Source organism: Terrimonas pollutisoli (assembly GCF_029360765.1).
GTDB lineage: Bacteria > Bacteroidota > Bacteroidia > Chitinophagales > Chitinophagaceae > Terrimonas_B > Terrimonas_B pollutisoli.
Genome location: NZ_JARKNA010000005.1, coordinates 103,956 through 128,596 on the forward strand (window position 1 = coordinate 103,956; position 24,641 = coordinate 128,596).

Sequence of the window (24,641 nt, forward strand, 5' to 3'; positions counted from 1 at the left end):
TTTTGCTCTTTAATTTACCTGGCTTGAGTGCAACCGTTTTTTTATTTACACCCCCATTCACCCAATTGAATACGCCGTATCCTGCTACGGCTTATCTCAAAGGATTTTTGAATACCAAAAACATTTCTTCTTTCCAGGCTGACCTCGGCATTGAAGCCACGCTGGCGATATTTTCAAAACAGGGGCTGACCGATTTATTTGCGCATATTGAAAAAGAAGATTCTTCAACTGGTTCCCCGAAACATTTGAAGGAGGTTTCTGCAAACGCCAGGCGCATCATCGCATTAAAAGACGATTATATCCGAAGTATCGATGATGTCATTCTTTTTTTGCAGGGACACAACCCTACATTAGCCCATTTAATATGCAAACGGGATTTTTTACCGGAAGCATCCCGCTTCGCACAGATCGATGATCTGGATTGGGCCTTCGGATCAATGGGCATACAGGATAAAGCAAAACACCTGGCCACCATGTACCTGGAAGATCTTTCTGATCTTATCAAGGAATGCGTGGATGATCATTTTGGATTCAGCCGTTATGCAGAACGATTAGGTCGTTCGGCTAATAGCTTTGATGAATTGTATGAAAGTTTGCAACGACCCTTTACGTATGTTGATGAGATATTGATTGATATTCTGAAAAGACATATCGGGAAAGTACAACCTAAATTGGTTGCTATTTCCGTTCCTTTCCCCGGTAATCTTTATACATCCCTTCGTTGTGGCCAATGGATAAAGCGAAACTATCCCGCTGCAAAAGTGGTGATGGGCGGAGGTTTTGCTAATACTGAATTACGCTCTGTTTCCGATCCCCGGGTGTTTGAATTTTTTGACTTTATTACGCTTGACGATGGAGAAGCACCGATAGAAAAATTGGTTGACCACGTAGAGGGAAAGGCAACAGTCGAAGAACTAAAGCGAACTTTTATATTGATCGACGGACGGGTGTCTTACCTTAACAACAGCCTTTGCAGGGACTACAAACAAGCGGATATAGGAACGCCTGACTATACTGATCTTTTGCTGAACAAATATATTTCAGCCATTGAAGTGGTCAATCCTATGCACCGCCTGTGGAGCGATGGCAGGTGGAATAAGCTTACTATGGCGCATGGATGTTATTGGGGCAAATGTACTTTCTGTGATATTTCATTGGATTATATAAAAGTGTATGAACCCATTGCTGCATCACAGCTTTGTGACCGGATGGAGGAGATAATGGCAACAACCGGGCAAAACGGATTTCATTTCGTAGATGAAGCTGCACCACCCGCTATGATGCGGGCACTGGCATTGGAAATTTTGAAACGAAAATTGACCGTTAGCTGGTGGACAAACGTCCGATTCGAAAAGAGTTTTACCCGCGATCTTTGCCTGCTGCTAAAGGCCTCCGGATGTATTGCTGTTTCCGGCGGCCTGGAAGTTGCTTCTGACAGGTTATTGGCTTTGATACAAAAGGGAATTACGGTGTCACAGGTGGCAAGAGTAAATAAACACTTTACCGATGCCGGCATTATGGTGCATGCATATCTCATGTATGGATTTCCTACTCAAACCGCACAGGAAACCATTGACTCATTGGAGATGGTAAGGCAAATGTTCAAATTGGGAATATTGCAATCAGCCTTCTGGCACCAGTTTACCATGACGGCACATAGTCCCGTGGGAATGGATCCGGCAAAATATAATGTGAGCAAAGTGACAGAAGCCATGGGGAGTTTTGCCAACAATGATATCGAACATATTGACCACACAGGCACCGACCACCCGGCATTCGGATATGGATTAGCTAAATCACTATTAAACTATATGCACGGCACTCATTTGAATGATCCGTTGCAACATTGGTTTGATTTCAAAGTGCCCAAAACAAGCATTGATCCAAACTATATCGCCAATGCGCTGAATGAATATGACGGTAGTTCTTCCAAACCTACCACTAAAGTGCTGTGGCTGGGGAGAGATGCGGGCATGGAATATTTCACCCAATCAAAAAAAGGAAATACGAGGGAAATGGTCAGCCTTTCTTTTATTACAAAAAAAGAAATTCATGAAATAAAGGTCAATAAGCCACAAGGCGAGTGGCTGGCATCCTCATTGCCAAAGCTCTCCATACACAATGCAAAGATGTTTACGGTGCAGGAGTTAAAAGAAAGTTATGAGGCGGCAGGATTAGAAGATTTTGAATTATTTTGGGATAATAAACCGGTGAGTAATTTGTATAAATATGGATTGCTAAGGCTATAGAAAGTTATCGTGTTTGATTGATCCCGTACTTTGGCTTTGACGATTGGCTATTTCAACATAAAAGTATCTGTCTATGTTCACATTGGAAAGCGAATATCTTAAAATAGAGATCAACGCAAAAGGGGCGGAGCTCAACAGCATTTACAATAAGAAAAAAGATATCGAGTACATGTGGAGTGGCGACCCGGCCTTCTGGGGCAAAAAATCTCCGGTATTATTTCCGATAATCGGCTCATTAAAAAATGACACCTATTATTTCGAAAACAAGGCGTACCGGTTGAGCCGTCATGGTTTTGCAAGAGAAATGGATTTTGAAGTGACCAATCAAAATGCGTCCGCTATCACTTTTACGCTAATTCGGAATAATGTTACGTTGGAGAAATATCCTTTCCAGTTTAAGTTTGATATTATTTATTCCGTAAAAGATGGCCGGCTGCAGGTAACCTACCGCGTCGTAAATAAAGGCGACATCAATCAAAAGTTATATTTCTCCGTTGGCGGACATCCTGCGTTCAAGCTGCCGGTGTTCGCCGGTACTGACTATACTGATTATTGGCTGGAGTTTAATAAAAAAGAAAATGCGGGCCGATGGCCAATCTCGGATGAAGGTTTAATAAAAGAGGAGCCAATACCATTGATGACGGATACCAACCGGTTGCCGCTTGCAAAAGAGTTATTTTATACCGATGCGATCGTTTTTAAAAAACTGAAATCAACAAGTGTGAAACTGGTATCAGGTCAATACGGTGAAATTTTTGACTTTGATTTTACAGGATTTCCCTATCTCGGCATATGGGCCGCCAAAGGCGCCGATTTTGTTTGCATAGAACCCTGGTGTGGCATTGCCGACAGTGTCAACAGCAACCAGCAGCTGACTGAAAAAGAAGGAATCAATGTGCTGGACTCAACTGACCAGTTTGAGAGAAGCTGGGCTTTCACCGCTTATTAAATTGTTGGTACCATTACAGCTATACCCATCAATCTTATGAGTTTTTTAAAAAATTTATTTGGCAAACGAAACAACAAGAAACCTGACAAAGGCCCGATGCCAACACGAGGGCTTAATCTCCAGTTCACTCCAACACCTGACAATAGACATAGGTTTGCTCAACAGTTTGTCGATGCGGTAAAAAATAATGATAGAATAGAACTTGACTATTCGGTTGACACATTAGAGTTTGTTGACAAATTTCTTCAACGATTTAGTGATGAAGGGTTGAAAGTGGATGATTTCGCAGAAACAATATTTGTTGCAGGAGCCTACGTTGGGGAAGTCATGATAAAAAATAACGATGGGACTTGGCTAAAACAAGAAGATGCAAATTTGCCAAGCGGAATAACAATGACGCCAATTGTCGTTAAGTTATCTAATGGCAATATTACTGACCCTATTGCGAAGGCATTTAAAAGATTTCATTACGGGGATACTGACAATATCAAATACTTTTATCATGTTTTTACAAACGACAAAACATAACCTTGACCCGAAAACGGCAACTTCAGTTTTCTTGGGCTTTTGTTTCGGCCTGACGAATCACAGACTATCAGCAGAAAGCCCTGTTCATAGGCAGGATCATATTGGGTCAATTCATTCTTAATATCGCCGATGTTTAGGGCTGATGTCAGTTCAAAAAGCATGACGGTACTTTTTCAGTTGCTACAAGTCTGTGTTCAACGCCCTCACGTTAATTGTATTTGCCAATACATGTAGAAAATAATGTACAACTGGTACAGACCATAAAATAATATTGTTGCGACATCATTCTCGATCAAACAAAAAGATTGAAAGTCAACTCCTGCCGAAAGATTGAAAAAATTTTATTCTAAATACGGCCGTGGCTTATTTTTTGCTAAACAAAAGCGGCGTAATTCCAGCAGCAAAAAGAGTAGTTCCCCTCGAATTTAAGGCTTTAGAATGTCGTAACTTGCTCATTCCGACGTGAGACATACCCGTGAATTGAACCTATTGTTTAACCCAATAAACCTTCATTGTATGGAAAACGTAACTGTACTTCTCGCCAAGAAGCAATCTCACTTTAACAAGATCTCTCCCAACTGTACCATTAGTGACGCGTTGTGCAGAATGAGTTGTCAGAACACCGACTACCTGATTGTGATGGATGAAGATGAACGATTTTTAGGCCTGTTGACAGAGCATGACATTGCAACAAAAACTATTTTTAACAACCGGTCTATCACGCTGACCAAGGTAAATCAGCTAATGAACACACGTTGGCCCGTTGCCGATGCCGAGGATACTGTAGAGGATGTAATGATGATGATGAGCCGGTATAATGTACGCTACGTGCCGGTATTTAAAAACCTTAATTTTTTGGGTGTCGTTTCTTGCGAGGATGTTTTGCAGGAAGCTGTGAGTCACCGAAACGCTATTTTTGACAATGGGGATAAAAAAATGTCGCTGAGTTATTCTTACTGAATCACAACTTCTTTTATTACTTTTTGTCCCAGTGCCTCATTTACCCGTAGAATAATTTTTTCTTTCTGGTAAATGAGTTCCTGTTTTAAGGGGGCAACCTGTGTGGTGATGATCAATTTATCGCCAAAAATCTGGAGCTTGTCGGTATAGCGGGCAATTGTTTTTCCCATGATCTTCTCCCATACGTCTTCGATCTGCATGGCCTGGATATCACCTTTTATCCGGCTTTGATTTAAGAATTGCTGAATGGCAGAACCAAGTGAATATTGACCCATGCGGCAAAGTTATTAAAAGAGATTGATTAGGTAAATTACTCCAAGAACAATTAAGGCAATAATAATCACTAAGACAAATACACAGCCCCAACTTCCCGTTGGTTTTTCATTTTCTTCGTTCTTCTTTTTACTTAGGATTTCAATTTGGCTTGATGATACCCCGACAATAGACAAAGGCAGATTGTCGTTAAGAACCCATTTGGCATCTGGGATATCAGCAGTAACCAAGTAGCCTTCTTCGATCTCAATTGATCTTTTTAGCAATTCTGAAGCCAATAGACGTAGGCCTAGAGGGTTACCTGTAATAGTAGAAAAGTCATCTCTGTCTACAATTAAATCAATGTATGCTTGGCTAGGATCACTATTTTTTTCAATAAGGTTGATAATTTCTTCAAGTTCTTCTTTCATAATTCAATAAGCTGATAATTTACGGATAGAGCATTCAGATTATTTCTCAGTCTTTCCTGATTCGTATCAGTAATAAAAACCTGTCCTTCATTTTCGGCGCAAACTCTTTGCAACAGGTTGCCAATGCGGTCCTCGTCAAGCTTTTCAAAAACATCATCCAGCAACAACAGGGGAGGGAACCCTTTTTCCTTTTGCAGTACTTCCATTTCGGCCAGCTTTAGCGCAAACAAAAGACTTTTTCGCTGGCCTTGTGAAGCAATTGTGCGAAATGGTTGGGTTCCCAGGTTTATTTCAATATTATCGCGGTGAATCCCCGTGGTGGTCCGCTGCGCAAAACAGTCCTTTTGCCGGGTGGTCGTTAATAGGTCTTCAAAACCGGCTTCCAGCAATTCGCTTTCGTAAAACAAGCTGATATCTTCCTGCTGGCGGGCTATGTCGAGATACAAATGTTTTACAGCAGGCAAAAAGGATATCAAAAAATCTTTTCGTTTATTAAAAATACGTTCGCCGGGCTTTATCAACTGCTGATCCAGCACATCCAGCAATGCCCAATTCCGGTTGCCCGATTCCGCAAAGGCCTTCAGTAGTGAATTTCTTTGCTGCAATACTTTGGTATAAGTAATAAGATTTTGCAGGTAAGTCTCATCCAGCTGAGAAAGCATGGAGTCAAGAAACTTTCGCCGTTCTTCACTACTACCGGTTATCAGTGTGGCATCATCGGGTGCGATCACCACGCAGGGGTAATGGCCTATATGTTGTGAAAATTTATCATAAGACTGATCATTCACCAGGAACTCCTTTTTGCCTGTTTCCCGTAAAATGCAAACCGCTTTTTCCGGTTTTGCCTGCAATGAAAAATTTCCCTCGATTCTAAAGCCATTCCTGCCTTGTTGAGTGCTGCCGGCGTCAGCCCGGGTGAAGTAGCTTTTGGTAAAACAGAGATAGTGAATAGCGTCCAGCAGGTTGGTTTTACCTACTCCGTTATTGCCGCATATACCGACTATCCGGTGGCTGAAGTCAAATGCCTGGTTCGTGTAGTTTTTGAACTGAAACAACGATATGGAATGAAGCTGAAGCATTAAACTGCAATATAAGTTCTAAGTTTTGAGTTCAGCTAAAGTCTAAAAGGAGTTATTTTCAGGCAGATAGGGGTCAAAAACTTTAAAACACGGAACTTCAAAACTTTGCAACTTTCCCTTATTTTTGCCCCTCAAATTTTTAACCCTTGGCTACCAAATTTTCTAAAGAGACATACCTGTACTGGTACGAGCTGATGCAGTTGATCCGCCAGTTTGAATTAATGGCGGAAGAAAAGTACAAAATGGAAGGTAAGATCCGTGGTTTTTTTCATGCCTATATCGGGCAGGAAGCGATTGCCGCCGGATGTATGACTGCTACAAAACCTGAAGACCTTTTTATTACCGCATATCGTGATCACGGACTTGCTATTGCCAAAGGCATTAGTGTCAATAGCTGTATGGCTGAGTTGTATGGTAAAGCTACCGGATGTGCGAAAGGTAAGGGTGGCAGCATGCACTTTTTTGGAAAAAAAGAAAACTTTTATGGCGGACATGGTATCGTAGGTGCACAAATTGGTACCGGTACCGGCCTCGCTTTTGCGGAAAAATACCGTGATACGGATAATGTGGTGCTTTGCTATTTTGGTGATGGTGCAGCCCGCCAGGGTATCCTGCACGAATCATTTAACCTGGCCATGTTGTGGAAATTGCCAGTGATATTTATTTGCGAGAATAATAACTACGCAATGGGTACATCAGTGGAGCGTACTTCCAATGTAGTCGATATCTATAAATTGGCTGATGGTTATGAAATGCCCGCTGATGTTATCGATGGTATGCAGCCCGAAGCTGTACATGAAGGTGTGGCAAGAGCAGTAAAAAGAGCGAGAGAAAAAGGTGGCCCTACACTGTTGGAAATAAAAACTTATCGCTACAAAGGACATTCTATCAGCGACCCGCAGAAATACCGTACAAAAGAAGAAGTAGACGAGTATAAATTAAAAGACCCTATACAGATAGTCCGCAAAACTATCCTCGACAATAAATTTGCTACTGAAGAGAGCCTGAATGTAATTGATAAAAGAATTGATGAAACAGTAGCAGCTTCTGTAAAATTTGCCGAGGAAAGCCCCTGGCCAGATGATGATGAAGTGCTGAAAGATGTGTACGTGGATCAGAATTATCCATTTATAATTGACTAACACGTAAGCCACGAAAAAGACAGGCGGATCAAATGGGCCAATCATTTATTATTGCCATATTATAAAATACAAATTAAAACAAGCAACATAAAAATGTCAGAACAGAAAAATGTGCAGAGTGTTGAATCTGGAGACGTAGCACTTGCCAAAGCAAAAGATTTTTGGACAAGAAATAGCAAACCTATCCTTATTGTTGGTACCGTACTGCTTTTACTGGTCGGCGGTTTTTGGGGCTATAAGAACCTGGTACAAAAACCTAAAGAAGAAAAAGCTGCTGACGCATTATTTAAAGCGGAAGATTATTACCGCAAAGATTCCGTCAATGCTGCGTTAAATGGTGACGGCCAGTCGATGGGTTTCCTGAAAATCATCAGCAAATATGGCGGTACCGATGCGGCTAACCTGGCTCATTTTTATGCGGGTAGCTGCTATATTAAAATGGATGACAACACCAATGCCATCAAACATTTGAAAGAGTTCAGCAGCGACGCAAAGCAAATACAGCAAAGAGCCTATAAATTATTGGGCGATGCTTCAGCTGATCTTGGTAAAAATGATGATGCACTGGATTACTATAAAAAAGCAGCGCATCATTTTGAAGAAGACCAGGCAAACTCTGCTGAAGCTTTATTCCTGGCAGCCTACCTCGCTGACCGGGTGATGAAAAATCAAAAAGAAGCAATTGCTTTATACAAAGAATTAAAAGAAAAATATCCAAGAACACAGCAAGGTTTTGATGCAGACAATTACCTGGCACAACTAGGTGTTTACAACGTGAATTAATTTTATGGCTGATATAGCAAACAGCAAACTTTTACAGATTGATACAGGCATCCTTGACATTGAGGATGCCTGTGTTGTTTTGGTCAAAACAGAATGGAACGCCGCTATTGCTGATGAACTGGAACGGGGAGCGATAGCTGAGTTAGAAAATCATAAGGTCAAAAAAATAGTTTCGATCACTGTGCCCGGCGCTGTTGAAATTCCTTTTGCCATTAAAAATTATTGGGATAACACGGCGAAGAAAAAATTACCGCATGCTTTCATTGGCCTTGGCTGCGTGGTGCGAGGTGATACGCCGCATTTTGAATATGTATGCCAGGCCGTAACGGATGGGATAACCCAATTAAATCTATGCCTGCCTGTTCCGGTTATATTTGGAGTATTGACTGTAAATAATGATGAGCAGGCCCGGGAAAGAATTGGAGGAAAGCACGGGCACAAAGGAAGTGAAGCGGCTATTACAGCCCTTAAGATGATCTCCTTATCCCGTTCCTTTAAAAAGTAGTTGTTATTTAAGTAACCCAGGCATGAACGTTCAACTTTTTATACCCTGCTTTGTAGACCAGCTTTATCCCGATACCGCATTTAACATGATAAAAGTGTTGGAAAAGGCAGGCTGCACTGTTTCTTATAATACTGATCAAACCTGCTGCGGCCAACCGGCTTTTAATGCTGGCTTTTGGGATGAATCAAAATCAGTATGTACAAAATTCCTGAAAGACTTTGAGGGCAGCGATTATATCGTGGCGCCCAGTGCAAGTTGTGTGGGCTTTGTCCGTAATTACTATGGAAAACTTTTTGACAATTCGTCGCAGCATAACGAGGTGAAAAATATCGGCAACCGTATTTATGAATTTTCAGAATTTATGATCAACGTGCTGCAGGTTGAAAACGTAGGCGCTGAATTGAATGGTAAGGCCACCTATCACGACAGCTGTGCGGGATTGAGAGAGTGTAAAATCAAGACAGAGCCACGTAAGCTTTTATCCAATGTAAAAGGTCTTGAGATAACAGAAATGAATGACGTGGAAACCTGTTGTGGCTTCGGCGGAACCTTTGCTGTAAAGTTTGAAGCCATATCAATCGGTATGGGGGAGCAGAAAGTAGAAAATGCGTTGGCTACCGGCGCACAATATCTTATTTCGACTGATCACTCCTGCCTGATGCACCTGAGTGGTTATATAAAACACAAAGGCTACAATCTAAAAACACTTCACCTGGCTGATGTGCTGGCCAATGGCTGGTAAAGAACCACGATTGATCGAATTTAAAAAGGATTATAAGGAAGAAGGAGCAGGTATCGCTGCTTCTTCTTTATGTTTTTAGGTGACATCAACCACTCTTTCCCATTAATCCATTCAAATCTAATAAAGCGTGGTTCCGAATTTTTCCTACGGCATCAACACATGGTCAACAACATGGATCACGCCGTTGCTCTGATAAACGTTGGAAATAGTGATAGTAGCTATTCCGCCTTTTTCATCTTTCACCCACCATTTGCCATCTTTTTTCATCACCCATAATTTGCCACCGGCAACAGTTGTCAGCTCTGCAGTGCCATTTCCTTTTTTCATCCATTTCTCTAATTCTTTGGAATCCAATTTTCCGGTAACAACGTGGTAAGTAAGTATACTGGCAAGTTTCTCTTTATTCTCAGGTTTCACCAGTGATTCCACCGTGCCTGCAGGCAGCATATCAAATGCTGCATTGGTAGGAGCAAAGACGGTGAAAGGTCCGACACCCTGCAGGGTTTCAACCAGCCCGGCGGCTTTTACAGCAGCTACCAGTGTAGTGTGATCTTTGGAATTCATTGCATTCTCGACAATGTTTTTGGCAGGATACATTGCTGCTCCACCAACTTCTACTGTTTTTTCTTTTTGTGCATACGATACATTCATCAGCGTTGTTGCCACAAGAGCAAGACCGATTGCTTTAATTGATTTCATAAAATTGTTGCTTTTAGGTTTTGATTAATCAGGCTGTGCAGCAGCCCATCGCATACAAATACGTTAAACGGTAAAAGATCGGTTTTAAAAATTCCATTCTTTATTTATTCACTTCGGTTTATTTTTGAAATCTAAACACAACAATTAAACGTATGGCATACTGGCTCGCAAAATCTGAACCTTCTACTTATAGTTGGGATCAACTTCAGAAAGACAAACAAACTGTTTGGGATGGCGTTCGTAATTATGCTGCAAGACTTCACCTGAGAGCTATGAAGAAAGGCGATGAGGTTTTGTTTTACCACAGCAATGAAGGAACCGAGATTGTTGGGATTGCCAAAGTGGCGAAAGAGGCATACCAGGATCCCACAACAAAGGACGATTGGTCAGCCGTGGATCTGAAGCCATATAAAAAATTGAAAAAGCCAGTCACGCTGACACAGGTAAAAGCCGACAAACGATTAGCGAATATGGCTTTGGTAAGACTGGGGCGGCTATCCGTTCAGCCGGTTACTGAAGAAGAATGGAAAATAGTGATGGAAATGGCCGGAGAAAAATGAGTTGTTGACTTATAAATAAAATGGGCTTGGAAAAAGGTTTGTTCGAACAGGACAAACCTTTTTTAATAATAAAAAGTTAAGTGCTATCACCAGTCAAATATTTTTTTACAAACAAGGGTTACTTTTTTCCTGGTTGTGGAATCAATGGTTGAAGTCTCACCTCAATACCATATGAACTAAGCCATAAAAATTATTGCAGACCTCTTAAAGGTTCGATGTTCAAGACAGGCCGTTGAACACCGGCAATAGTTTTTATTGTCTCTTCTTCAACAACCCTTAAAAATAATAAAATGAAAAAAGCATTCATCGGGCTGCTGATAGTAGCAGCCGGAGCAGCAACCTATTACCTGTTGCAAAAGGAAAACAATCCTGCTACCAGCAATACTATTCAACAGGAAAAAATCATTGGCAAATGGAAACTGGATTCGTTATATACCTTGAAGGATTCTGCAAATAATTCCATGTTAGGCATTATCGGGATTATTGAGCCGGATCTAAAGAAGTATAAGTATGAATTTAAAAAAGACGGCGCCATTACACTTTCAGTTGGAGATTCGTTAACAGCAGATAGTTCCCGCTACGAATGGAATAAAAACGATCAATTTACCTGGATGGAGCATCCTGCTGATACAAGCGGCGAGCTGTTTACTATATCTCTTCTGAACAACAATAACCTCAGGTTGCTTTCTGCTGACAGCGTTGTTTTGCAATTCACGAAAGTGAAATAAAGGTTTACTCTTTTATGCAAAAACAAAGACAAAGCATCTCTTAATTACAACACAACACTTTTTGCCATGAAAATATTACTTACTGTATTGGCAGCATTGCTGCTACTGATCTTTATTGCCTGTAATGAACGGGCAAATACAAATTCTTCAAAAGAAAAAGCAGACCACGTAGAGAAGGTGACAATAAAGAGTGTGACAATAGACCATCTCCAAAAACCTCCAACAGACGGTAAACCATTTCCAAAAAATGAGGACGCAAAACTTGCACCTCCAATGATTGTAGAAGACAGGGAAATATCTGAGGTCAGGCAGGATGGTTTAGCTGACGAAGGAGTCGCTTTTATGAAAATTGAAGAAGAGAAAGAACATTTTAATACCGAAGAATATGACAATATCGTTGAAAATAAATTTTTTGCCGCTACACAAAATCCGCTTTCTACTTTCTCCATTGATGTGGATGAAGCAGCTTACAGCAACGTACGCCGATATTTACAAAATGGCTCCATTCCCCCTGCAGGTGCAGTAAGGATAGAGGAAATGATTAATTATTTTGAGTACACCTATCCCAAGCCGATGAGCGATGAACCATTCACTGTAAATACGGAAATGTCAGATTGCCCGTGGAATCAAAAGCACCGTTTGATACATATCGGCTTACAGGGAAAAGAAATTCCTGTTGAGAATCTACCGCCTGCCAACATCGTGTTTTTAATTGATGTATCCGGATCAATGGATGAACCCAATAAGCTGCCACTAGTACAGGCGTCCATGAACATGCTAACCGACCAGCTTCGTGAAAAAGATAAGGTGGCAATTGTAGTATATGCCGGCAGTGCAGGGTTAGTGTTGCCGTCTACCAGCGGCACTAATAAGGTGAAAATAAAAGAAGCCATTAATAACCTGGAAGCCGGTGGATCAACTGCCGGTGGTGAAGGGATAAAGCTGGCCTATAAAGTAGCCCGTGAAAACTTTTTGAAAGAAGGTAACAACCGCGTCATACTTGCAACAGATGGTGACTTCAATGTAGGGGTAAGCAGCGATGATGAAATGGTTAGATTAATAGAAACTGAAAGAAAATCCGGAGTCTTTCTTTCTGTATTGGGTTATGGAATGGGAAACTACAAAGACAGCAAAATGCAGCAATTGGCGGATAAAGGGAATGGCAATCACTCTTATATCGATAATATAAATGAAGCAAGAAAGGTGCTGGTAAACGAATTCGGAAGCACATTATTCACCATCGCAAAAGATGTGAAGATCCAAATCGAGTTCAACCCCATTAATGTACAGGCTTACCGGCTGATAGGCTATGAAAACAGGATATTAGCTGATGAAGACTTTAATGACGACACAAAAGACGCCGGTGAATTAGGCTCGGGACATACTGTTACCGCTCTCTATGAAGTGATACCTATGGGGATAAAAGATGATTTTACAAAATCGATTGATTCGCTAAAATATCAAAGCAATGAAAAAAGAATAACTGGCAATAGCAATGAGGTCATGACCATAAAACTTCGTTATAAACAACCAAATGGAGATATAAGTAAGTTAATTTCAAGTACAGTAAGAGACAACCATATTAACTTGAACAATACTTCCGACAATTTTAGATTTGCTGCCGCGGTTGCTGAATTCGGGTTGCTGCTGAGAAATTCAGCTTTCAAGCAACAATCAAACTACCAGCAGGTAATTGCTTTAGCTAAAAGTGCAAAAGGAAATGACATAAATGGTTATCGTTCAGAGTTTGTACAATTGGTGCAGTCGGCAGTTTCTCTAGCCAAAAATTGATCGTTTTGATTTTTTAAATTGGAGACATGTGTCAACTCATGTCTCCAATTTTTGTCACTAAATTTGATTCATGACAAAAAAGAAATTAGTTGTTCTTACCGGTGCCGGCATCAGTGCTGAAAGTGGTTTAAAAACATTTCGTGACAGCGACGGGCTTTGGGAAGGCTATGATGTCACAGAAGTGGCTACTCCAAGAGCATGGAGAAAAAATCCGCAGTTAGTCCTTGATTTTTATAATATGCGCCGCAGGGATGTGGCAGCAGCAAAGCCTAATGCGGCGCATATTGGTCTCGCCGCATTGGAAAAAGATTTTGACGTAACGATCATCACGCAAAATATTGATGACTTGCACGAGAGAGGAGGTTCTACTAAGGTGATGCACTTGCATGGTGAAATATTTAAAATGAGAAGCGAACGGGACCACGGTCTCATCTATGATATCCGCACCGATATGAAATTAGGGGATAAGGCTGAAGACGGCGCCCAACTTCGACCTAATATTGTTTGGTTCGAAGAACCTGTCCCCATGATAGAAGAAGCAATACCAGTGGCAAACAGTGCCGACATCTTTGTGGTGGCAGGTACTTCATTGGTTGTTTACCCGGCAGCAGGCCTGGTTAACTATGTACCTGCTTTTACTCCAAAATTTATTATTGACAAACGTGTACCTGACACCAATCACGTCAGGAACCTAACCGTTATCGAAAAACCGGCAACGGAAGGTATAAAGGAGTTACAGTTATTACTAAACCAATTGATCTAAGAATACTGCTCGTCAAATTTTATATCTGCCAGCTCCAATTCTTTCAACACGGGTTCGTAAATTTCTTTTATTGTTGGAATGTGCAGGCCCGGCGTTTTTATAGTTCCATTCAATATCAGTTTAGCTGCAATTCCCAATGGTAACCCCACTGTTTTGGCCATGGCTGTACGCAAACTGTTTTCTCCTTTCACTACCAGTGAGCTTTTTATTGCCGATTGAACGCCATTTATTTCATAAACAAATTCATGAAGCATTACGATCATATCGCTGTCATGAGGTTGCAGGGCGAGATTGTTTTCTAACGCATATTGCATTATATCCGCAGCGCTGAAAAGATTGGAAGGAACTCTGTCATTACTCAGCAATCCAATAAATGCAAACATTTTTTTGATCAATGCTTCCTCTTCCGCCGGTGCATATCGTTTTAAAAAATCATCAAAGCTCGTTGCATCAGTATGCAGTGCAATGGTTTTGTCGAGCCAATTTTTAAAACTACAATTCTTTTCATTAGCTAATACGGCTGATTTCTCTTCATCTGTTAATGCCGCCTTCACTACGTAATTCCATGCCTTGCAAAAATCAGGATGTCGCAATGTTGTCCGCATAAAAGTGGCTGTTTCTTCTAAACCGTAAACCGGTATATAAGAGAGTGAATCCCTGTTGGGGTAAAAAGCAAAATCACCCAAACCTGGAACCGTTACCATTTCATCATTGTCAAAAAGTTTCTCATAAGGCACTTTACACACTTCATTATCCTGTTTGTAAACCGCACCGGCTTTTCCTGCCATTACGATATTGCGGGGATTCCAGCTTATTTTATAATGCCAGGGGTTGTCATCACTCTCAGGCGCTACCAATCCGCCGCAATGTGATTTGAATGAAATGATTTTTCCACCCTTTGCATGAATTTCATCAATAATTTTCATGGCACTCATATGATCGATGCCGGGATCCAACCCCATTTCGCACAAAAAAATCAATTGCTTGCCTGCTATTGCAGTTTTCAGTCTTTGAATATGTTCATCAACATAGGATGCAGTAAGCAGGTGCTTGGAAAAATGAACACAGTCATGCGCAACTTCGCTATGCAATACGGGTGGTAGCATAGAAATGACAATATCAGCAGCAGCGATCTTTTTTCGACGCTGCTCCCCATCCATTATATCAAACGAAACAGGCGTGCCAAAAGGAGAGTCGTTAATTTTGTCGATAGCCAGTTGCAGGTTGGCATCGGCTACGGTTACATGCCATTTTTCTTTTTTTGCATTGGCCAATAAATAATCGATTAGCACTGTTGCAGATTTTCCTGCTCCAAACAACATGATTTGCTTCATGCGACAAATATCAGGATAAATCCGTTGGCACTTTATTTGGGAGTTTATAACAGGTACTATTATTAAAAAGAATTAATGATTAAATGACCCTTTTATGAAAAAAACAATTTTGTTCTTATTCCTTTTGGCTGGTTCTGCTACATATGCGCAAAGTGTGACGGCGGGTATTAAAGCAGGAGCTAATATTTCCAACTTCAGCGGCGGAGATTTTGATGCAGTAAAGAAAAAAGCAATCGTTGGTTTTCACGGTGGTGGCTTTTTAAACTTTTCGTTTGGGGCATTATCTCTACAACCGGAGGCATTGATCTCAACGCAGGGTGCCCGAATTGATAGCGCAAACAGAAGCTATGATTGGAAGCTGACTTATCTCACCGTACCCGTTATGTTGAAACTGAGATCGCCGGCTGGCTTTTATGCGGAAGCCGGACCACAGGTTGGTTTTAAATTAAGTGAAAATGTAAGCGATGAAACCATTGGTGATTTCGCCAAAAACCTTGACCTGTCTGCCGCCGCGGGATTAGGTTTTCAAACAAAAGGTGGTCTTGGTATCGGGGCCCGTTACCTGGTAGGGCTGTCCAAGGTAGGTGACTTTGAACCTTCATCCGGTATTGATCCTGATTTTAAAAACAGTGTGATACAGGTGGGTCTTTCCATCGGGCTGGGAAAATAGATTAAGTAATTTCCTTTTTTTAATCCATGAGTCAACGGTACAATGAATATCCGTTGGCTCTTTTTTTAAGCAATTAGCAGCTTTGACCAGAACAAATAAATTTTACATAGACAAACCGAAGGGAAGAGATAACAAAGCGATGTGTTTAACAACATCACTTTTTCATCGTTTAATTTTTATCAGTAACGGCCGGCAACATCACCGGCACTTTGCTTACTGTCAATGTTGATGATTTTGTAAGAAACTTTTATACCCCGGTTGGTATCTGGTATCCGGATAGTAGCGGAAGAATTCGCGGCGATGGATTTGAAGTTGATATTTTCTGTGCGTAAAGGTTCTTCACTTGGTTTCAGGTATTGCAATTCTACAATCACATGATCCAATTCGTATTTCGAATTGTTGGTGACCGTCAGGTAGAGGTTCCGGATGCCGCCAAAGGCTACTATTTTATAATCATTACTGGATACTGAAACCTGGTCACGCAAACTAGTCTTGTTTGTTTTTACCTGTGCTGATTTTTCTTCGGTTACAGCGGCGATGTTTTCATCGGCAATTCTCAGTTTCCTGCTTCTCTCGCCGGTGATTTCATCAACCCCGGATGATGGCGGAGTTTGCCGGTTATCAAAAACGGGTTTTTGTTTGGGAACAATCAGCATCGTTTCCTTCCTGATCCTTAACGTAGTTTTTTCTTCACCCGTATTGCCGGGCTGATTATAATTCGCTACACCCTCCTCATTTTTTTTGATAACGGTAGCAGGAGACAATTCGTTCGCCGGTTCATTTTGTGTTCCCGGTTGCTCTTCAGCCGGCTGGCTAAGCGCAGTATGGGTGACAGCTGTATTTGTCTTCACCATTTCATTGGTAACCTTATCTTCTTTCCCGTTATTGGAACGGATGGCGAGGCCCGCCAGGACGCCCACGACTATAAGCCCAACAACAACACCCGCTTTTTTTGCCCAACCTAACCAGATGGTTTTTTTGGCCATCCTGCTTCTACGATCCTGCAGCGTTTTTACATACATTTCTTTGATCTCATCAAGAGGTTGTGAGTATTTTATTTCTGCAACAGGGGCTGTTTCCGTAATGGAAATAACAGGCGGGGGAGTCATCTCTTTTTGAGGCTCTTTTTTCGCTGGTCTTTCAGCTACTACCGGCCTTTCGGTTACAACTTGCTTTTGATTGGGAAGTGTTACAAACACGGAACGTTTAGGTGAGAATGCCGGCTCTTCTTTTTTTTCTATCGGGGCATATTTTAAATACTCTTCTTTGACGGGTGGTTCTTCTTTAATTTCAGCCTTTGGTTCACTTTCCGGTTCATTTCTTTTAAAAAAACGATCGAAGGGTTGTTCTTCAACCACGGGGGCAAAAGGTTTCAGCTCCTCGATTTCACAGGGATAACGCCAGGCAGCACTTCTGCCTTCCACCCAGATAAGATCATAGGGTTTTAATCCGGCTTTTCTTAGGTCTTCCACCGAGAATGGACCAGATTCCTTATTATCACGAAGCAATAAATAGCTTGCCATTTATGGGTTCTCTTTGGTAGTGCTAAGTAAACGAAAATTTATGCCGCCAAGTGCCAAAGGCTTGTTATAAATCAAGAGTTCTAACAGTTCAACAATAATCCACAAGGGTGGAAAAATAGGGTAAAAAACAGTTTCTTTTATCAGGTTTTGAGCTTCAAAAAAGGTAGATTTGCCAGCCTTTGAAAACCCTTTATTCATAAGGACTTATTACAAAAAAACAATCGTTTAAACAGTCACGAAAAAGAGCACATGGAAGATAATTTTGAACCCCAGGAAACCAGCGACATTAACAGGATCATCCCCGTTAATATAGAAGAGCAAATGAAGACGGCCTATATCGACTATTCGATGTCGGTAATTGTGGGCCGTGCATTGCCTGATATCAGAGATGGCTTAAAGCCTGTTCATCGCCGGATTCTTTTTGCGATGAATGAATTGGGATTGCGATCCAACCGCCCGTTTAAAAAATCAGCCCGTGTCGTAGGAGAGGTGTTGGGTAAATATCACCCGCATGGCGATATGTCTGTTTATCACGCTATGGCACGTATGGCCCAGCAATGGAACATGCGGTACATGATGGTAGACGGCCAAGGTAACTTTGGTAATGAAGATGGTGATGGCCCGGCGGCTATGCGTTATACAGAGGTAAGACTACAGAAGATTGCCGAGTATATGTTGGAAGATCTTGACAAAGACACTGTCGACTTCCAACTCAACTTTGATGATTCAGAGAAAGAACCCACGATTTTACCAACACGTATTCCTTACCTGATTATAAACGGTTCCAGTGGAATCGCAGTCGGTATGGCTACGAATATTATGCCGCACAACCTGTCTGAAGTAATAGATGGCTGCGTTGCATTTATTGATAACCGGCAGATAACGGTAGAAGAGTTAATGCAGCATGTAAAGGCTCCTGATTTTCCAACAGGTGGCATCATCTATGGAATGGAAGGTGTTAAAGCGGCGATGCAAACCGGTCGTGGCCGTGTGGTATTGCGTGGCAAGTTGCATGTAGATGCAAAACCAAGTGGCCGTGAGCAAATCATTATCACCCAGGTGCCATACCAGGTAAACAGGGATGAACTCACTAACCGCATTGGTGTGTTGGTAAATGAAAAAGTCATTGAAGGCGTTGCTCATGTCAACAATGAATCAAACAATAAAGAAGGAACCCGCATTGTAATCGATTTGAAAAGAGATGGCGTTCCTAATTTGATCATCAACCAGCTGTATAAGCATACCGATCTTCAAACTTCCTATGGCATCAACAATGTAGCGATCGTAAAAGGACGTCCGCGGACACTGAACATAAAAGAAATGATCAGTGAGTTCGTGGAGTTTCGTCATGAAGTGGTCGTTCGCCGTACACAATATGAATTAAGAGAAGCAGAGAAAAGAGCCCATATCTTAAAGGGTTACTTGATAGCCCTGGATCACCTCGATGAAGTGATAGCCCTGATCCGTGCTTCGGCTACACCTGACGTAGCTAAAGATAATTTAATCAACGCTGGTTGGGGACTGGATGAGATACAAGCCAAAGCCATCCTGGAGTTGCGCCTGCAACGGTTGACAGGAATGGAAAGAGAAAAGATAAAAGAAGAGCATGATGAACTGATGAAACTCATTGCACATTTAAAAGAAATTTTGGCCAACGAGGTAATGCGTTTTGATATCATCAAGACCGAATTGTTGGAAGTGAAGGATAAATTTGGTGACGAAAGAAGAACAGAAATCACTTATCTCGATGATGAGATGAGTCTCAAAGACCTGATCAAAGAAGAGGATGTGGTGATCACCATTTCGCATTTGGGTTATATCAAACGTACACCGGCTGAAGATTACAGGGCGCAAAAACGTGGTGGCCGCGGAGCTATGGGTGGAAGAACAAGAGATGAGGATTATATTGAACACCTTTTTGTAGCGTCTACGCATCACACCCTTTTATTTTTTACCGAGAAAGGAAGATGTTACTGGTTGAATGTATACCAGGTACCGGAAGGAGAGAAGGCTGGTAAAGGCAGAGCCATACAAAACCTGATTCAAATTCCATCCGACGACAAAGTAAGAGCCATCATTGATGTACAGGATCTGAAAGATGAAGAATTCGTCAACTCGCATAATATCGTACTTTGTACCAAGAAAGGTATTATCAAAAAAACAGAGCTGCAGGATTTCAGCCGTCCCCGTTTAACCGGAGTAAATGCTATCAATATCATAGAAGGCGATGAGTTGCTCGAAGCAAGAATGACTGATGGCAAATGCGAGATCATGATGGGAGTGAAGAGTGGCAGAGCCATCCGTTTTTCCGAAGAAAAAGTAAGAGCGACAGGCCGTGGAGCTATTGGCGTTGCCGGTATTGAAGTAGAGGACGTTACAGATGAAGTAGTTGGTATGATTTGTGTAAATCCAGAAACGGATGCATCAAAAACGGTGTTGGTGGTCAGTGAAAAAGGTTATGGAAAAAGAACGAAAGTGGATGAATACCGTTACACCAACCGCGGCGGAAAAGGAGTCAAAACTATCAGTGTAACAGAAAAGACAGGTAAGCTGGTAGGCTTGCTTGCCGTGGACGAATCCCAGGATATGATGATTACCTGTAAAAGCGGCGTTACCATCCGGATGAAGGTGGCTGATATCAGTGAACAGGGAAGGGCCACACAGGGTGTGAAGCTGATCCGTCTCGATAATGGAGATGAAATTGCCGCCATTACCCAGCTGGATGACCAGGATCAACCCGAAAATGAAACGGCGAACGGCGAAGGAAATGGGCTGCCTGACGCAACGAATGGAAATGAAAATTCATCTTTGGATGATACAACGGAACAGTAAAAGAAATTTTATCAATTTAAATTTGAAAAAATGAGCCGGCTGTGGAATTGCCCAATGGCTCAAAAACAATAACAAAAAACATATGAAATGAGTCCCGACGTTTATAGTCGGACGAATTCCATCCCGAAACAAGTTCGGGACAAGTTTTGGCTAAAAACAATAAAAAATAACAAATGAAAAAAGTCACATTCGCCTTACTGATGCTCATGGCTGCTTTTATGGTAAAAGCACAGAGTTACGATGAGATCAAACAATTTGTAATGCTTAACCAATATAAAAAAGCAAAAGAGGATGTAGATAAAAGAATGACCAATGCAAAATTTGCCAGCAAGCCTGAGGCTTTTATTTTAAAGTCTACTATCTATGCCGGTCTTGCAGCAGACAGTGCAACTGTGCATACTCCTGAAGGTGCTGCACTTAGAGCAGAAGCCGAAGCCGCCTTTAAAAAATACCAGGAAATGGAACCAGGCCTTGCCTTGTTAAAAGATCCGGTATATAAAAATTCGCTGGTCAATATTTATTCCGGCTATTTCAATGTTGGTTATAAAGAGTACGAGGCTAAAAAATTTGCTGAGGCTTATGAATCATTCAAGAAGGTAAATGATTATTCATCCCTGTTGAGCAGCCAGCAATTGCTGACCAGCCCGCTGGATACCAATGCCGTTATTCTTGCCGCCATCACCGCTGAAAACAGCAATCAAAAAGATGAAGCAGCTAAATACTATGCAAAGCTGGCCGATGCAAAAATAACCGGTGCTAACTATGAAAGCATTTACCGCTTCCTGGTCACACATTATTTCACTAAAAAGGATATGGCCAATTTTGAAAAATATAAAGCGTTGGGTAAAGAGCTTTATCCCGGCAGCGAATTTTTCACGTATGATAAAACTGATTTCGCTGTAGGCCTGGAGTCAAGCTTTGAATCAAAGGTAAAATCACTGGAAGAAGTGCTGGCCAAAGATCCTACCAACTACAAAGCCAATTTATCACTCGGCCAGGTATTGTATGATACATTGAATTCAAAAGTAGAAGGAGCAGTGCCTCCGGCTAATGCAGAAGAAATTGAGAAAAAAATGGTGGCTGCTTTCACTGCTGCTGCCGAAGCGAAAGCCGATGAGCAACTTCCTTACCTGGTGATCGGCGACTACTTCGTAATGGTAAAAGCTGAAAAAGTAAAAAAATCAGACAAGAAGTATGGCGAATACCTGGAAGCAGGTAGAGAGCCTTATGAAAAGGCGGCTGCCATATTCGCAAAAAAAGGGCTTGCCAATCTTAATGGCAGCGATAAACAACAATACAAAAAAGCTGCTGGCTTCCTGGAAGATATTTACAACTATAAAAAGGAACAGGCTAAAGGCAAACCTGCTGAGATTGCAAAATATACGGCAGAGGCTAAGAAATGGGGTGACCTTTACCTGAGCATTAAATAAGCTGAACGATATATTTATGAAAGAGCCGCTTTACGAAGCGGCTTTTTTTATAGCCAGGGTTTGCCGAAAGTATTTTCTCGCAAAGACGGCTAAGAAAAGCAAACCTGCCTGACGATAGCTTATCCTTGCCCAAATTTTTATCCGTGCTTATTACATTATAGTTTAAACATGTACCTGTTTCCCGATTATTTCTTTCGGATAAGCAGACTCTGTTTACTTTCTTTTTCTTAAAAAAAAAGAAAGTAACAAAGAAAATTCAAGGCCAATTCTATGCAGTACATTTTCTTATGTGAAAATTTCCACTGCAGAATTGGCCGATGAGAACAACATGAAATTTTAAAAACTTACAGGCACAAGACTCCGCTGCGTGTCATGAGTAGCCTCTGGATGCGCTGTGTTTTTCGCTTGCAGTCTCTTGAAATTAGGTGGCCGATAAATCGGCGAAAAACAAGGCGCTGGAATATTCCCGATTAGCTGACAATAGGCCGGGATCGCAGTGATTTGAAAACTACTCATTCTTCTTTGCGTTCGCTGCGTAAATTATTACCGGTGGGTTATTTCTTTTTTTTGAAAAATAACTCATCATAGCCGGTGCTGATGAAATAAGCGATCAGCCAGAAAACAACAGCCCCGAGTAAGGGCCAGATGAAATACACAAATACCGGCCGCAGATACCATTTGATTGCTGGAGTTTCGCTAACCGGCTCCCTTATAATTTCCGGTTGCTTAATTTGAACAACCGGGGCCGGAGATTCCTTGGGTTGATGGTTTATTTTGATGACAGGTGGCAGCGGCTTTTCAGCCACGGTGAATACAATAGGTTTGCCGGAAACCATTCCCAACGCTTCGGTGAAACTGCCGGCCTTTGCCACTTCAGGGTTTAACAGGGTGACCAGTTTTTTGCCGGGATGCTGGTAGTAGATGATATTCTTTTCGATCAGTACTTCCTTTGCCAGGTCGAGCATACCGGTAGATATACGGCCATGAAATACATCCTTGTTCCATGAAAAAGGATGGCTTTTATGTTCCTGGAAAATTGCTTCGCAGGCGGCTTGTAATTCCGGTGTCATGGGCAGCTTTTGCTTTCTCTACAAATTGGGATGGGTGGTTGATAATAGAAATGGATCTGTGCTGGTGAAGCGAACTGCAATTTAATGCAAGTCTGTGTTATGACAAGATGTTGGCAAAAGAGTCTTTGTCGACTGATATTATTTTGAGTGGAACTGTGGTATTCGATTTTTATTATTTCATTCTATTACCAGTTATCAGAAGGATATATTAAAATCACCTGCTTTCCCGAAGTAATTAAAGGTCTTGTCGATAAGAAATTTATTTCCCACGATGAAATCGGCAGGAAAACTATGGGATAGAAGAGTTGCAATTTCGATGTTTCCAAAATCAAGCTTTTGAATTACAAGTTTGCCTAAATACAGATTTCCTTCAGATTCTCCGTCAATAGGGTTGTGCTGTGCGATTGTTCCAATTACCGGCAGCTTTAATAAATCAATTAAATATTGTTTTAAATAAAATCCGTGTGCTCCCGTGTCTACAATGGCACTACATTCTATTAACTCATTATTGAAGTTAAATATGGATACATCGTTTAAAATAGGGTATCCATATTCATTCAACTTCCCGGAAATTGTATCCATAGGACTTATCTTTCGTTTTTTGAAACCAAATCAACGATTCTCTGTTTCAAAGAAGGCTTAGAGGCTATCTGAGTAAATTTTTCCTTCAACGCATAAATATACACTTCATTAATAGGGTAGTTCCCGTTGCCATCAATTCTTTTGTACGACCCTTTTACCCAAAAATAAATTTTGGCAATCCTTATTTTTGTTATCAGCGTCTTATTTGTGCTAATAACGGCGTCCTTACTCATTCTGAGATTAAATGGAATTAAGCTAGAATTATATTTTTCCACTTGATAAATACTTCCTGCCGTATCTTCTATCACAGTGCTTATATTTAATTTAAAATAAGAAGATCCAGCATCTTCGCTTTGAAAAGATATTCGAAACTTATACGAGCCATTTGAAGTGTCGACAAGTTCAACCCCTTTACAAGGTTGATTACAAATTCCGAAAACGGGAGGCTCTGTTTCTATTACTCTTGTTTTAGCCGAATCCCGAATGTTAATCAAAACCTCATTTAGAGAGTCAACTTTGTATCCGTATTTTCCTAATGTTTCAGTAATAAGTTTAGCGGATGAACTGTTGCTTCTGTCAAATTCTTTTTTCATTGACAATATTGAATTATCGTATTTCAGCTTTAGGTTTTCATCCCGCTTATCTTGATCGATTTTTTGTTGCTCTTCAGACAAATAATTTTGAAATGCCGGCAGTACAACAAGTATTGCTGCACAGAAAATGAACCAAACGCCTGGTTTTGTTATTCTTTTTAACCCGGTTTTTGAGCGATCATATATTTCGTGGGTTGCTGATATAAAAGCTCCAATAGCCGTAAAAATTCCAAACATAATAATAATGGCTGTAATCATCAGTAGTTTCGGTTTATCCTCCGAATATACCGATTTAAGGTACGCAGAACCAATCAGTAGGAGTTGTCTTAGTTCTCACGAAAGCAGCGTGGCTTTTTCTTTCAAACCAGTCCCCGTGCGCCATTTAACATAATATAAATTATAGGAAAAATGTTTTAATTTTGTAGCGGATTAAGATTGCTGGCCGG

At 41.2% G+C, this 24,641-nt stretch carries 25 protein-coding genes; 15 read left to right on the top strand and 10 right to left on the bottom strand.

What is annotated here, in order from left to right:
- Positions 1-23 precede the first annotated feature (23 nt).
- From P2W73_RS11025 to P2W73_RS11040, 4 genes are all read left to right on the top strand, one after another.
- Positions 24-2,249: a B12-binding domain-containing radical SAM protein gene (locus tag P2W73_RS11025; RefSeq protein ID WP_276502092.1), complete on the top strand. Its 2,226-nt coding sequence runs from the start codon at positions 24-26 to the stop codon at positions 2,247-2,249.
- 73 nt (positions 2,250-2,322) lie between these two features.
- Positions 2,323-3,198, top strand: coding sequence for an aldose 1-epimerase family protein (locus P2W73_RS11030; protein WP_276502093.1), 876 nt, complete (start codon positions 2,323-2,325; stop codon positions 3,196-3,198).
- Positions 3,199-3,234: 36 nt separating this feature from the next.
- Positions 3,235-3,726: a hypothetical protein gene (locus tag P2W73_RS11035; protein ID WP_276502094.1), complete on the top strand. Its 492-nt coding sequence runs from the start codon at positions 3,235-3,237 to the stop codon at positions 3,724-3,726.
- A 516-nt stretch (positions 3,727-4,242) separates the two neighbouring features.
- Positions 4,243-4,686: a CBS domain-containing protein gene (locus P2W73_RS11040; protein WP_276502095.1), complete on the top strand. Its 444-nt coding sequence runs from the start codon at positions 4,243-4,245 to the stop codon at positions 4,684-4,686.
- Here P2W73_RS11040 and P2W73_RS11045 read toward each other — a convergent pair.
- The 3 genes from P2W73_RS11045 to recF are packed head-to-tail and all read right to left on the bottom strand — an operon-like array spanning position 4,680 to position 6,448.
- Positions 4,680-4,961 (bottom strand): DciA family protein, encoded by a 282-nt coding sequence (locus tag P2W73_RS11045; protein ID WP_276502096.1) that lies wholly within the window; start codon positions 4,959-4,961, stop codon positions 4,680-4,682. The two genes, P2W73_RS11040 and P2W73_RS11045, sit on opposite strands and share 7 nt — an antisense overlap.
- Positions 4,962-4,973: 12 nt before the next feature.
- Positions 4,974-5,369 carry a hypothetical protein gene (locus tag P2W73_RS11050; protein ID WP_276502097.1) on the bottom strand — a complete coding sequence of 132 codons (396 nt, stop codon included), beginning with the start codon at positions 5,367-5,369 and terminating at the stop codon, positions 4,974-4,976.
- Positions 5,366-6,448, bottom strand: a complete 1,083-nt coding sequence (gene recF, locus P2W73_RS11055) for a DNA replication/repair protein RecF (protein ID WP_276502098.1) — start codon at positions 6,446-6,448, stop codon at positions 5,366-5,368. Before recF ends, P2W73_RS11050 begins: the two co-directional genes overlap by 4 nt.
- A gap of 146 nt (positions 6,449-6,594) precedes the next feature.
- Between recF and pdhA the strand changes: the two genes are divergently transcribed.
- From pdhA to P2W73_RS11075, 4 genes are all read left to right on the top strand, one after another.
- Entirely contained in the window at positions 6,595-7,590 is a 996-nt protein-coding gene (gene pdhA / locus P2W73_RS11060; protein WP_276502099.1) for a pyruvate dehydrogenase (acetyl-transferring) E1 component subunit alpha, read from the top strand.
- A gap of 93 nt (positions 7,591-7,683) precedes the next feature.
- Positions 7,684-8,373, top strand: a complete 690-nt coding sequence (locus tag P2W73_RS11065; protein ID WP_276502100.1) for a tetratricopeptide repeat protein — start codon at positions 7,684-7,686, stop codon at positions 8,371-8,373.
- 4 nt (positions 8,374-8,377) lie between these two features.
- Positions 8,378-8,878: a 6,7-dimethyl-8-ribityllumazine synthase gene (gene ribH / locus P2W73_RS11070; protein WP_276502101.1), complete on the top strand. Its 501-nt coding sequence runs from the start codon at positions 8,378-8,380 to the stop codon at positions 8,876-8,878.
- 22 nt (positions 8,879-8,900) lie between these two features.
- Positions 8,901-9,620, top strand: a complete 720-nt coding sequence (locus P2W73_RS11075; protein WP_276502102.1) for a (Fe-S)-binding protein — start codon at positions 8,901-8,903, stop codon at positions 9,618-9,620.
- Positions 9,621-9,764: 144 nt separating this feature from the next.
- Here the strand turns inward: P2W73_RS11075 and P2W73_RS11080 are convergent, their stop codons facing one another.
- Positions 9,765-10,319 carry a fasciclin domain-containing protein gene (locus P2W73_RS11080; protein WP_276502103.1) on the bottom strand — a complete coding sequence of 185 codons (555 nt, stop codon included), beginning with the start codon at positions 10,317-10,319 and terminating at the stop codon, positions 9,765-9,767.
- Between the two features lie 152 nt (positions 10,320-10,471).
- On the opposite strand from P2W73_RS11080, the gene P2W73_RS11085 reads away from it, so the two are divergent.
- The 4 genes from P2W73_RS11085 to P2W73_RS11100 all read left to right on the top strand — a co-directional run bounded on the left by P2W73_RS11085 (position 10,472) and on the right by P2W73_RS11100 (position 14,161).
- Positions 10,472-10,879 (top strand): EVE domain-containing protein, encoded by a 408-nt coding sequence (locus P2W73_RS11085; protein ID WP_276502104.1) that lies wholly within the window; start codon positions 10,472-10,474, stop codon positions 10,877-10,879.
- A gap of 290 nt (positions 10,880-11,169) precedes the next feature.
- On the top strand, positions 11,170-11,607 hold the full coding sequence (locus P2W73_RS11090; RefSeq protein WP_276502105.1) for a hypothetical protein: 438 nt from the start codon (positions 11,170-11,172) through the stop codon (positions 11,605-11,607).
- 66 nt (positions 11,608-11,673) lie between these two features.
- The gene (locus P2W73_RS11095; protein ID WP_276502106.1) at positions 11,674-13,398 is read left to right on the top strand and encodes a vWA domain-containing protein; all 1,725 of its coding nucleotides are present in this window, start codon (positions 11,674-11,676) and stop codon (positions 13,396-13,398) included.
- A 70-nt stretch (positions 13,399-13,468) separates the two neighbouring features.
- Complete coding sequence (locus tag P2W73_RS11100; protein ID WP_276502107.1) at positions 13,469-14,161, top strand: SIR2 family NAD-dependent protein deacylase; 693 nt, start codon at positions 13,469-13,471, stop codon at positions 14,159-14,161.
- Here P2W73_RS11100 and P2W73_RS11105 read toward each other — a convergent pair.
- On the bottom strand, positions 14,158-15,495 hold the full coding sequence (locus P2W73_RS11105) for a saccharopine dehydrogenase C-terminal domain-containing protein (RefSeq protein ID WP_276502108.1): 1,338 nt from the start codon (positions 15,493-15,495) through the stop codon (positions 14,158-14,160). The genes P2W73_RS11100 and P2W73_RS11105 overlap by 4 nt on opposite strands.
- A gap of 94 nt (positions 15,496-15,589) precedes the next feature.
- On the opposite strand from P2W73_RS11105, the gene P2W73_RS11110 reads away from it, so the two are divergent.
- Positions 15,590-16,165, top strand: a complete 576-nt coding sequence (locus P2W73_RS11110) for a porin family protein (RefSeq protein ID WP_276502109.1) — start codon at positions 15,590-15,592, stop codon at positions 16,163-16,165.
- Positions 16,166-16,344: 179 nt separating this feature from the next.
- Here P2W73_RS11110 and P2W73_RS11115 read toward each other — a convergent pair whose 3' ends face one another.
- Positions 16,345-17,688, bottom strand: coding sequence for a hypothetical protein (locus tag P2W73_RS11115; RefSeq protein WP_276502110.1), 1,344 nt, complete (start codon positions 17,686-17,688; stop codon positions 16,345-16,347).
- Positions 17,689-17,886, bottom strand: a complete 198-nt coding sequence (locus P2W73_RS11120) for a hypothetical protein (protein WP_276502111.1) — start codon at positions 17,884-17,886, stop codon at positions 17,689-17,691.
- A gap of 51 nt (positions 17,887-17,937) precedes the next feature.
- Here P2W73_RS11120 and gyrA point away from each other — a divergent pair, with 51 nt between their 5' ends.
- Both gyrA and P2W73_RS11130 read left to right on the top strand, forming a co-directional pair.
- Complete coding sequence (gene gyrA, locus P2W73_RS11125; protein WP_276502112.1) at positions 17,938-20,520, top strand: DNA gyrase subunit A; 2,583 nt, start codon at positions 17,938-17,940, stop codon at positions 20,518-20,520.
- A 173-nt stretch (positions 20,521-20,693) separates the two neighbouring features.
- Entirely contained in the window at positions 20,694-21,950 is a 1,257-nt protein-coding gene (locus P2W73_RS11130) for a hypothetical protein (RefSeq protein ID WP_276502113.1), read from the top strand.
- A 554-nt stretch (positions 21,951-22,504) separates the two neighbouring features.
- Here P2W73_RS11130 and P2W73_RS11135 read toward each other — a convergent pair.
- From P2W73_RS11135 to P2W73_RS11145, 3 genes are all read right to left on the bottom strand, one after another.
- Positions 22,505-23,020, bottom strand: coding sequence for a hypothetical protein (locus tag P2W73_RS11135; RefSeq protein ID WP_276502114.1), 516 nt, complete (start codon positions 23,018-23,020; stop codon positions 22,505-22,507).
- 195 nt (positions 23,021-23,215) lie between these two features.
- The gene (locus P2W73_RS11140; RefSeq protein WP_276502115.1) at positions 23,216-23,602 is read right to left on the bottom strand and encodes a hypothetical protein; all 387 of its coding nucleotides are present in this window, start codon (positions 23,600-23,602) and stop codon (positions 23,216-23,218) included.
- Between the two features lie 5 nt (positions 23,603-23,607).
- Positions 23,608-24,453, bottom strand: a complete 846-nt coding sequence (locus P2W73_RS11145) for a hypothetical protein (protein ID WP_276502116.1) — start codon at positions 24,451-24,453, stop codon at positions 23,608-23,610.
- Between the last annotated feature and the right edge of the window lie 188 nt (positions 24,454-24,641).

Excerpts from the sequence above, each read along its gene's own strand:
- P2W73_RS11135 (WP_276502114.1), bottom strand. The coding sequence starts at position 23,020 with ATGACACCGGAATTACAAGCCGCCTGCGAAGCAATTTTCCAGGAACAT.
- P2W73_RS11085 (WP_276502104.1), top strand. The coding sequence starts at position 10,472 with ATGGCATACTGGCTCGCAAAATCTGAACCTTCTACTTATAGTTGGGAT.
- P2W73_RS11050 (WP_276502097.1), bottom strand. The coding sequence starts at position 5,369 with ATGAAAGAAGAACTTGAAGAAATTATCAACCTTATTGAAAAAAATAGT.
- P2W73_RS11035 (WP_276502094.1), top strand. The coding sequence starts at position 3,235 with ATGAGTTTTTTAAAAAATTTATTTGGCAAACGAAACAACAAGAAACCT.
- P2W73_RS11075 (WP_276502102.1), top strand. The coding sequence starts at position 8,901 with ATGAACGTTCAACTTTTTATACCCTGCTTTGTAGACCAGCTTTATCCC.
- P2W73_RS11120 (WP_276502111.1), bottom strand. The coding sequence starts at position 17,886 with ATGAATAAAGGGTTTTCAAAGGCTGGCAAATCTACCTTTTTTGAAGCT.
- P2W73_RS11095 (WP_276502106.1), top strand. The coding sequence starts at position 11,674 with ATGAAAATATTACTTACTGTATTGGCAGCATTGCTGCTACTGATCTTT.
- ribH (WP_276502101.1), top strand. The coding sequence starts at position 8,378 with ATGGCTGATATAGCAAACAGCAAACTTTTACAGATTGATACAGGCATC.
- P2W73_RS11040 (WP_276502095.1), top strand. The coding sequence starts at position 4,243 with ATGGAAAACGTAACTGTACTTCTCGCCAAGAAGCAATCTCACTTTAAC.
- P2W73_RS11140 (WP_276502115.1), bottom strand. The coding sequence starts at position 23,602 with ATGGATACAATTTCCGGGAAGTTGAATGAATATGGATACCCTATTTTA.
- P2W73_RS11115 (WP_276502110.1), bottom strand. The coding sequence starts at position 17,688 with ATGGCAAGCTATTTATTGCTTCGTGATAATAAGGAATCTGGTCCATTC.
- P2W73_RS11045 (WP_276502096.1), bottom strand. The coding sequence starts at position 4,961 with ATGGGTCAATATTCACTTGGTTCTGCCATTCAGCAATTCTTAAATCAA.
- P2W73_RS11110 (WP_276502109.1), top strand. The coding sequence starts at position 15,590 with ATGAAAAAAACAATTTTGTTCTTATTCCTTTTGGCTGGTTCTGCTACA.
- P2W73_RS11100 (WP_276502107.1), top strand. The coding sequence starts at position 13,469 with ATGACAAAAAAGAAATTAGTTGTTCTTACCGGTGCCGGCATCAGTGCT.
- P2W73_RS11090 (WP_276502105.1), top strand. The coding sequence starts at position 11,170 with ATGAAAAAAGCATTCATCGGGCTGCTGATAGTAGCAGCCGGAGCAGCA.
- gyrA (WP_276502112.1), top strand. The coding sequence starts at position 17,938 with ATGGAAGATAATTTTGAACCCCAGGAAACCAGCGACATTAACAGGATC.
- P2W73_RS11145 (WP_276502116.1), bottom strand. The coding sequence starts at position 24,453 with ATGATTACAGCCATTATTATTATGTTTGGAATTTTTACGGCTATTGGA.
- P2W73_RS11105 (WP_276502108.1), bottom strand. The coding sequence starts at position 15,495 with ATGAAGCAAATCATGTTGTTTGGAGCAGGAAAATCTGCAACAGTGCTA.
- recF (WP_276502098.1), bottom strand. The coding sequence starts at position 6,448 with ATGCTTCAGCTTCATTCCATATCGTTGTTTCAGTTCAAAAACTACACG.
- P2W73_RS11065 (WP_276502100.1), top strand. The coding sequence starts at position 7,684 with ATGTCAGAACAGAAAAATGTGCAGAGTGTTGAATCTGGAGACGTAGCA.
- P2W73_RS11080 (WP_276502103.1), bottom strand. The coding sequence starts at position 10,319 with ATGAAATCAATTAAAGCAATCGGTCTTGCTCTTGTGGCAACAACGCTG.
- P2W73_RS11130 (WP_276502113.1), top strand. The coding sequence starts at position 20,694 with ATGAAAAAAGTCACATTCGCCTTACTGATGCTCATGGCTGCTTTTATG.
- P2W73_RS11030 (WP_276502093.1), top strand. The coding sequence starts at position 2,323 with ATGTTCACATTGGAAAGCGAATATCTTAAAATAGAGATCAACGCAAAA.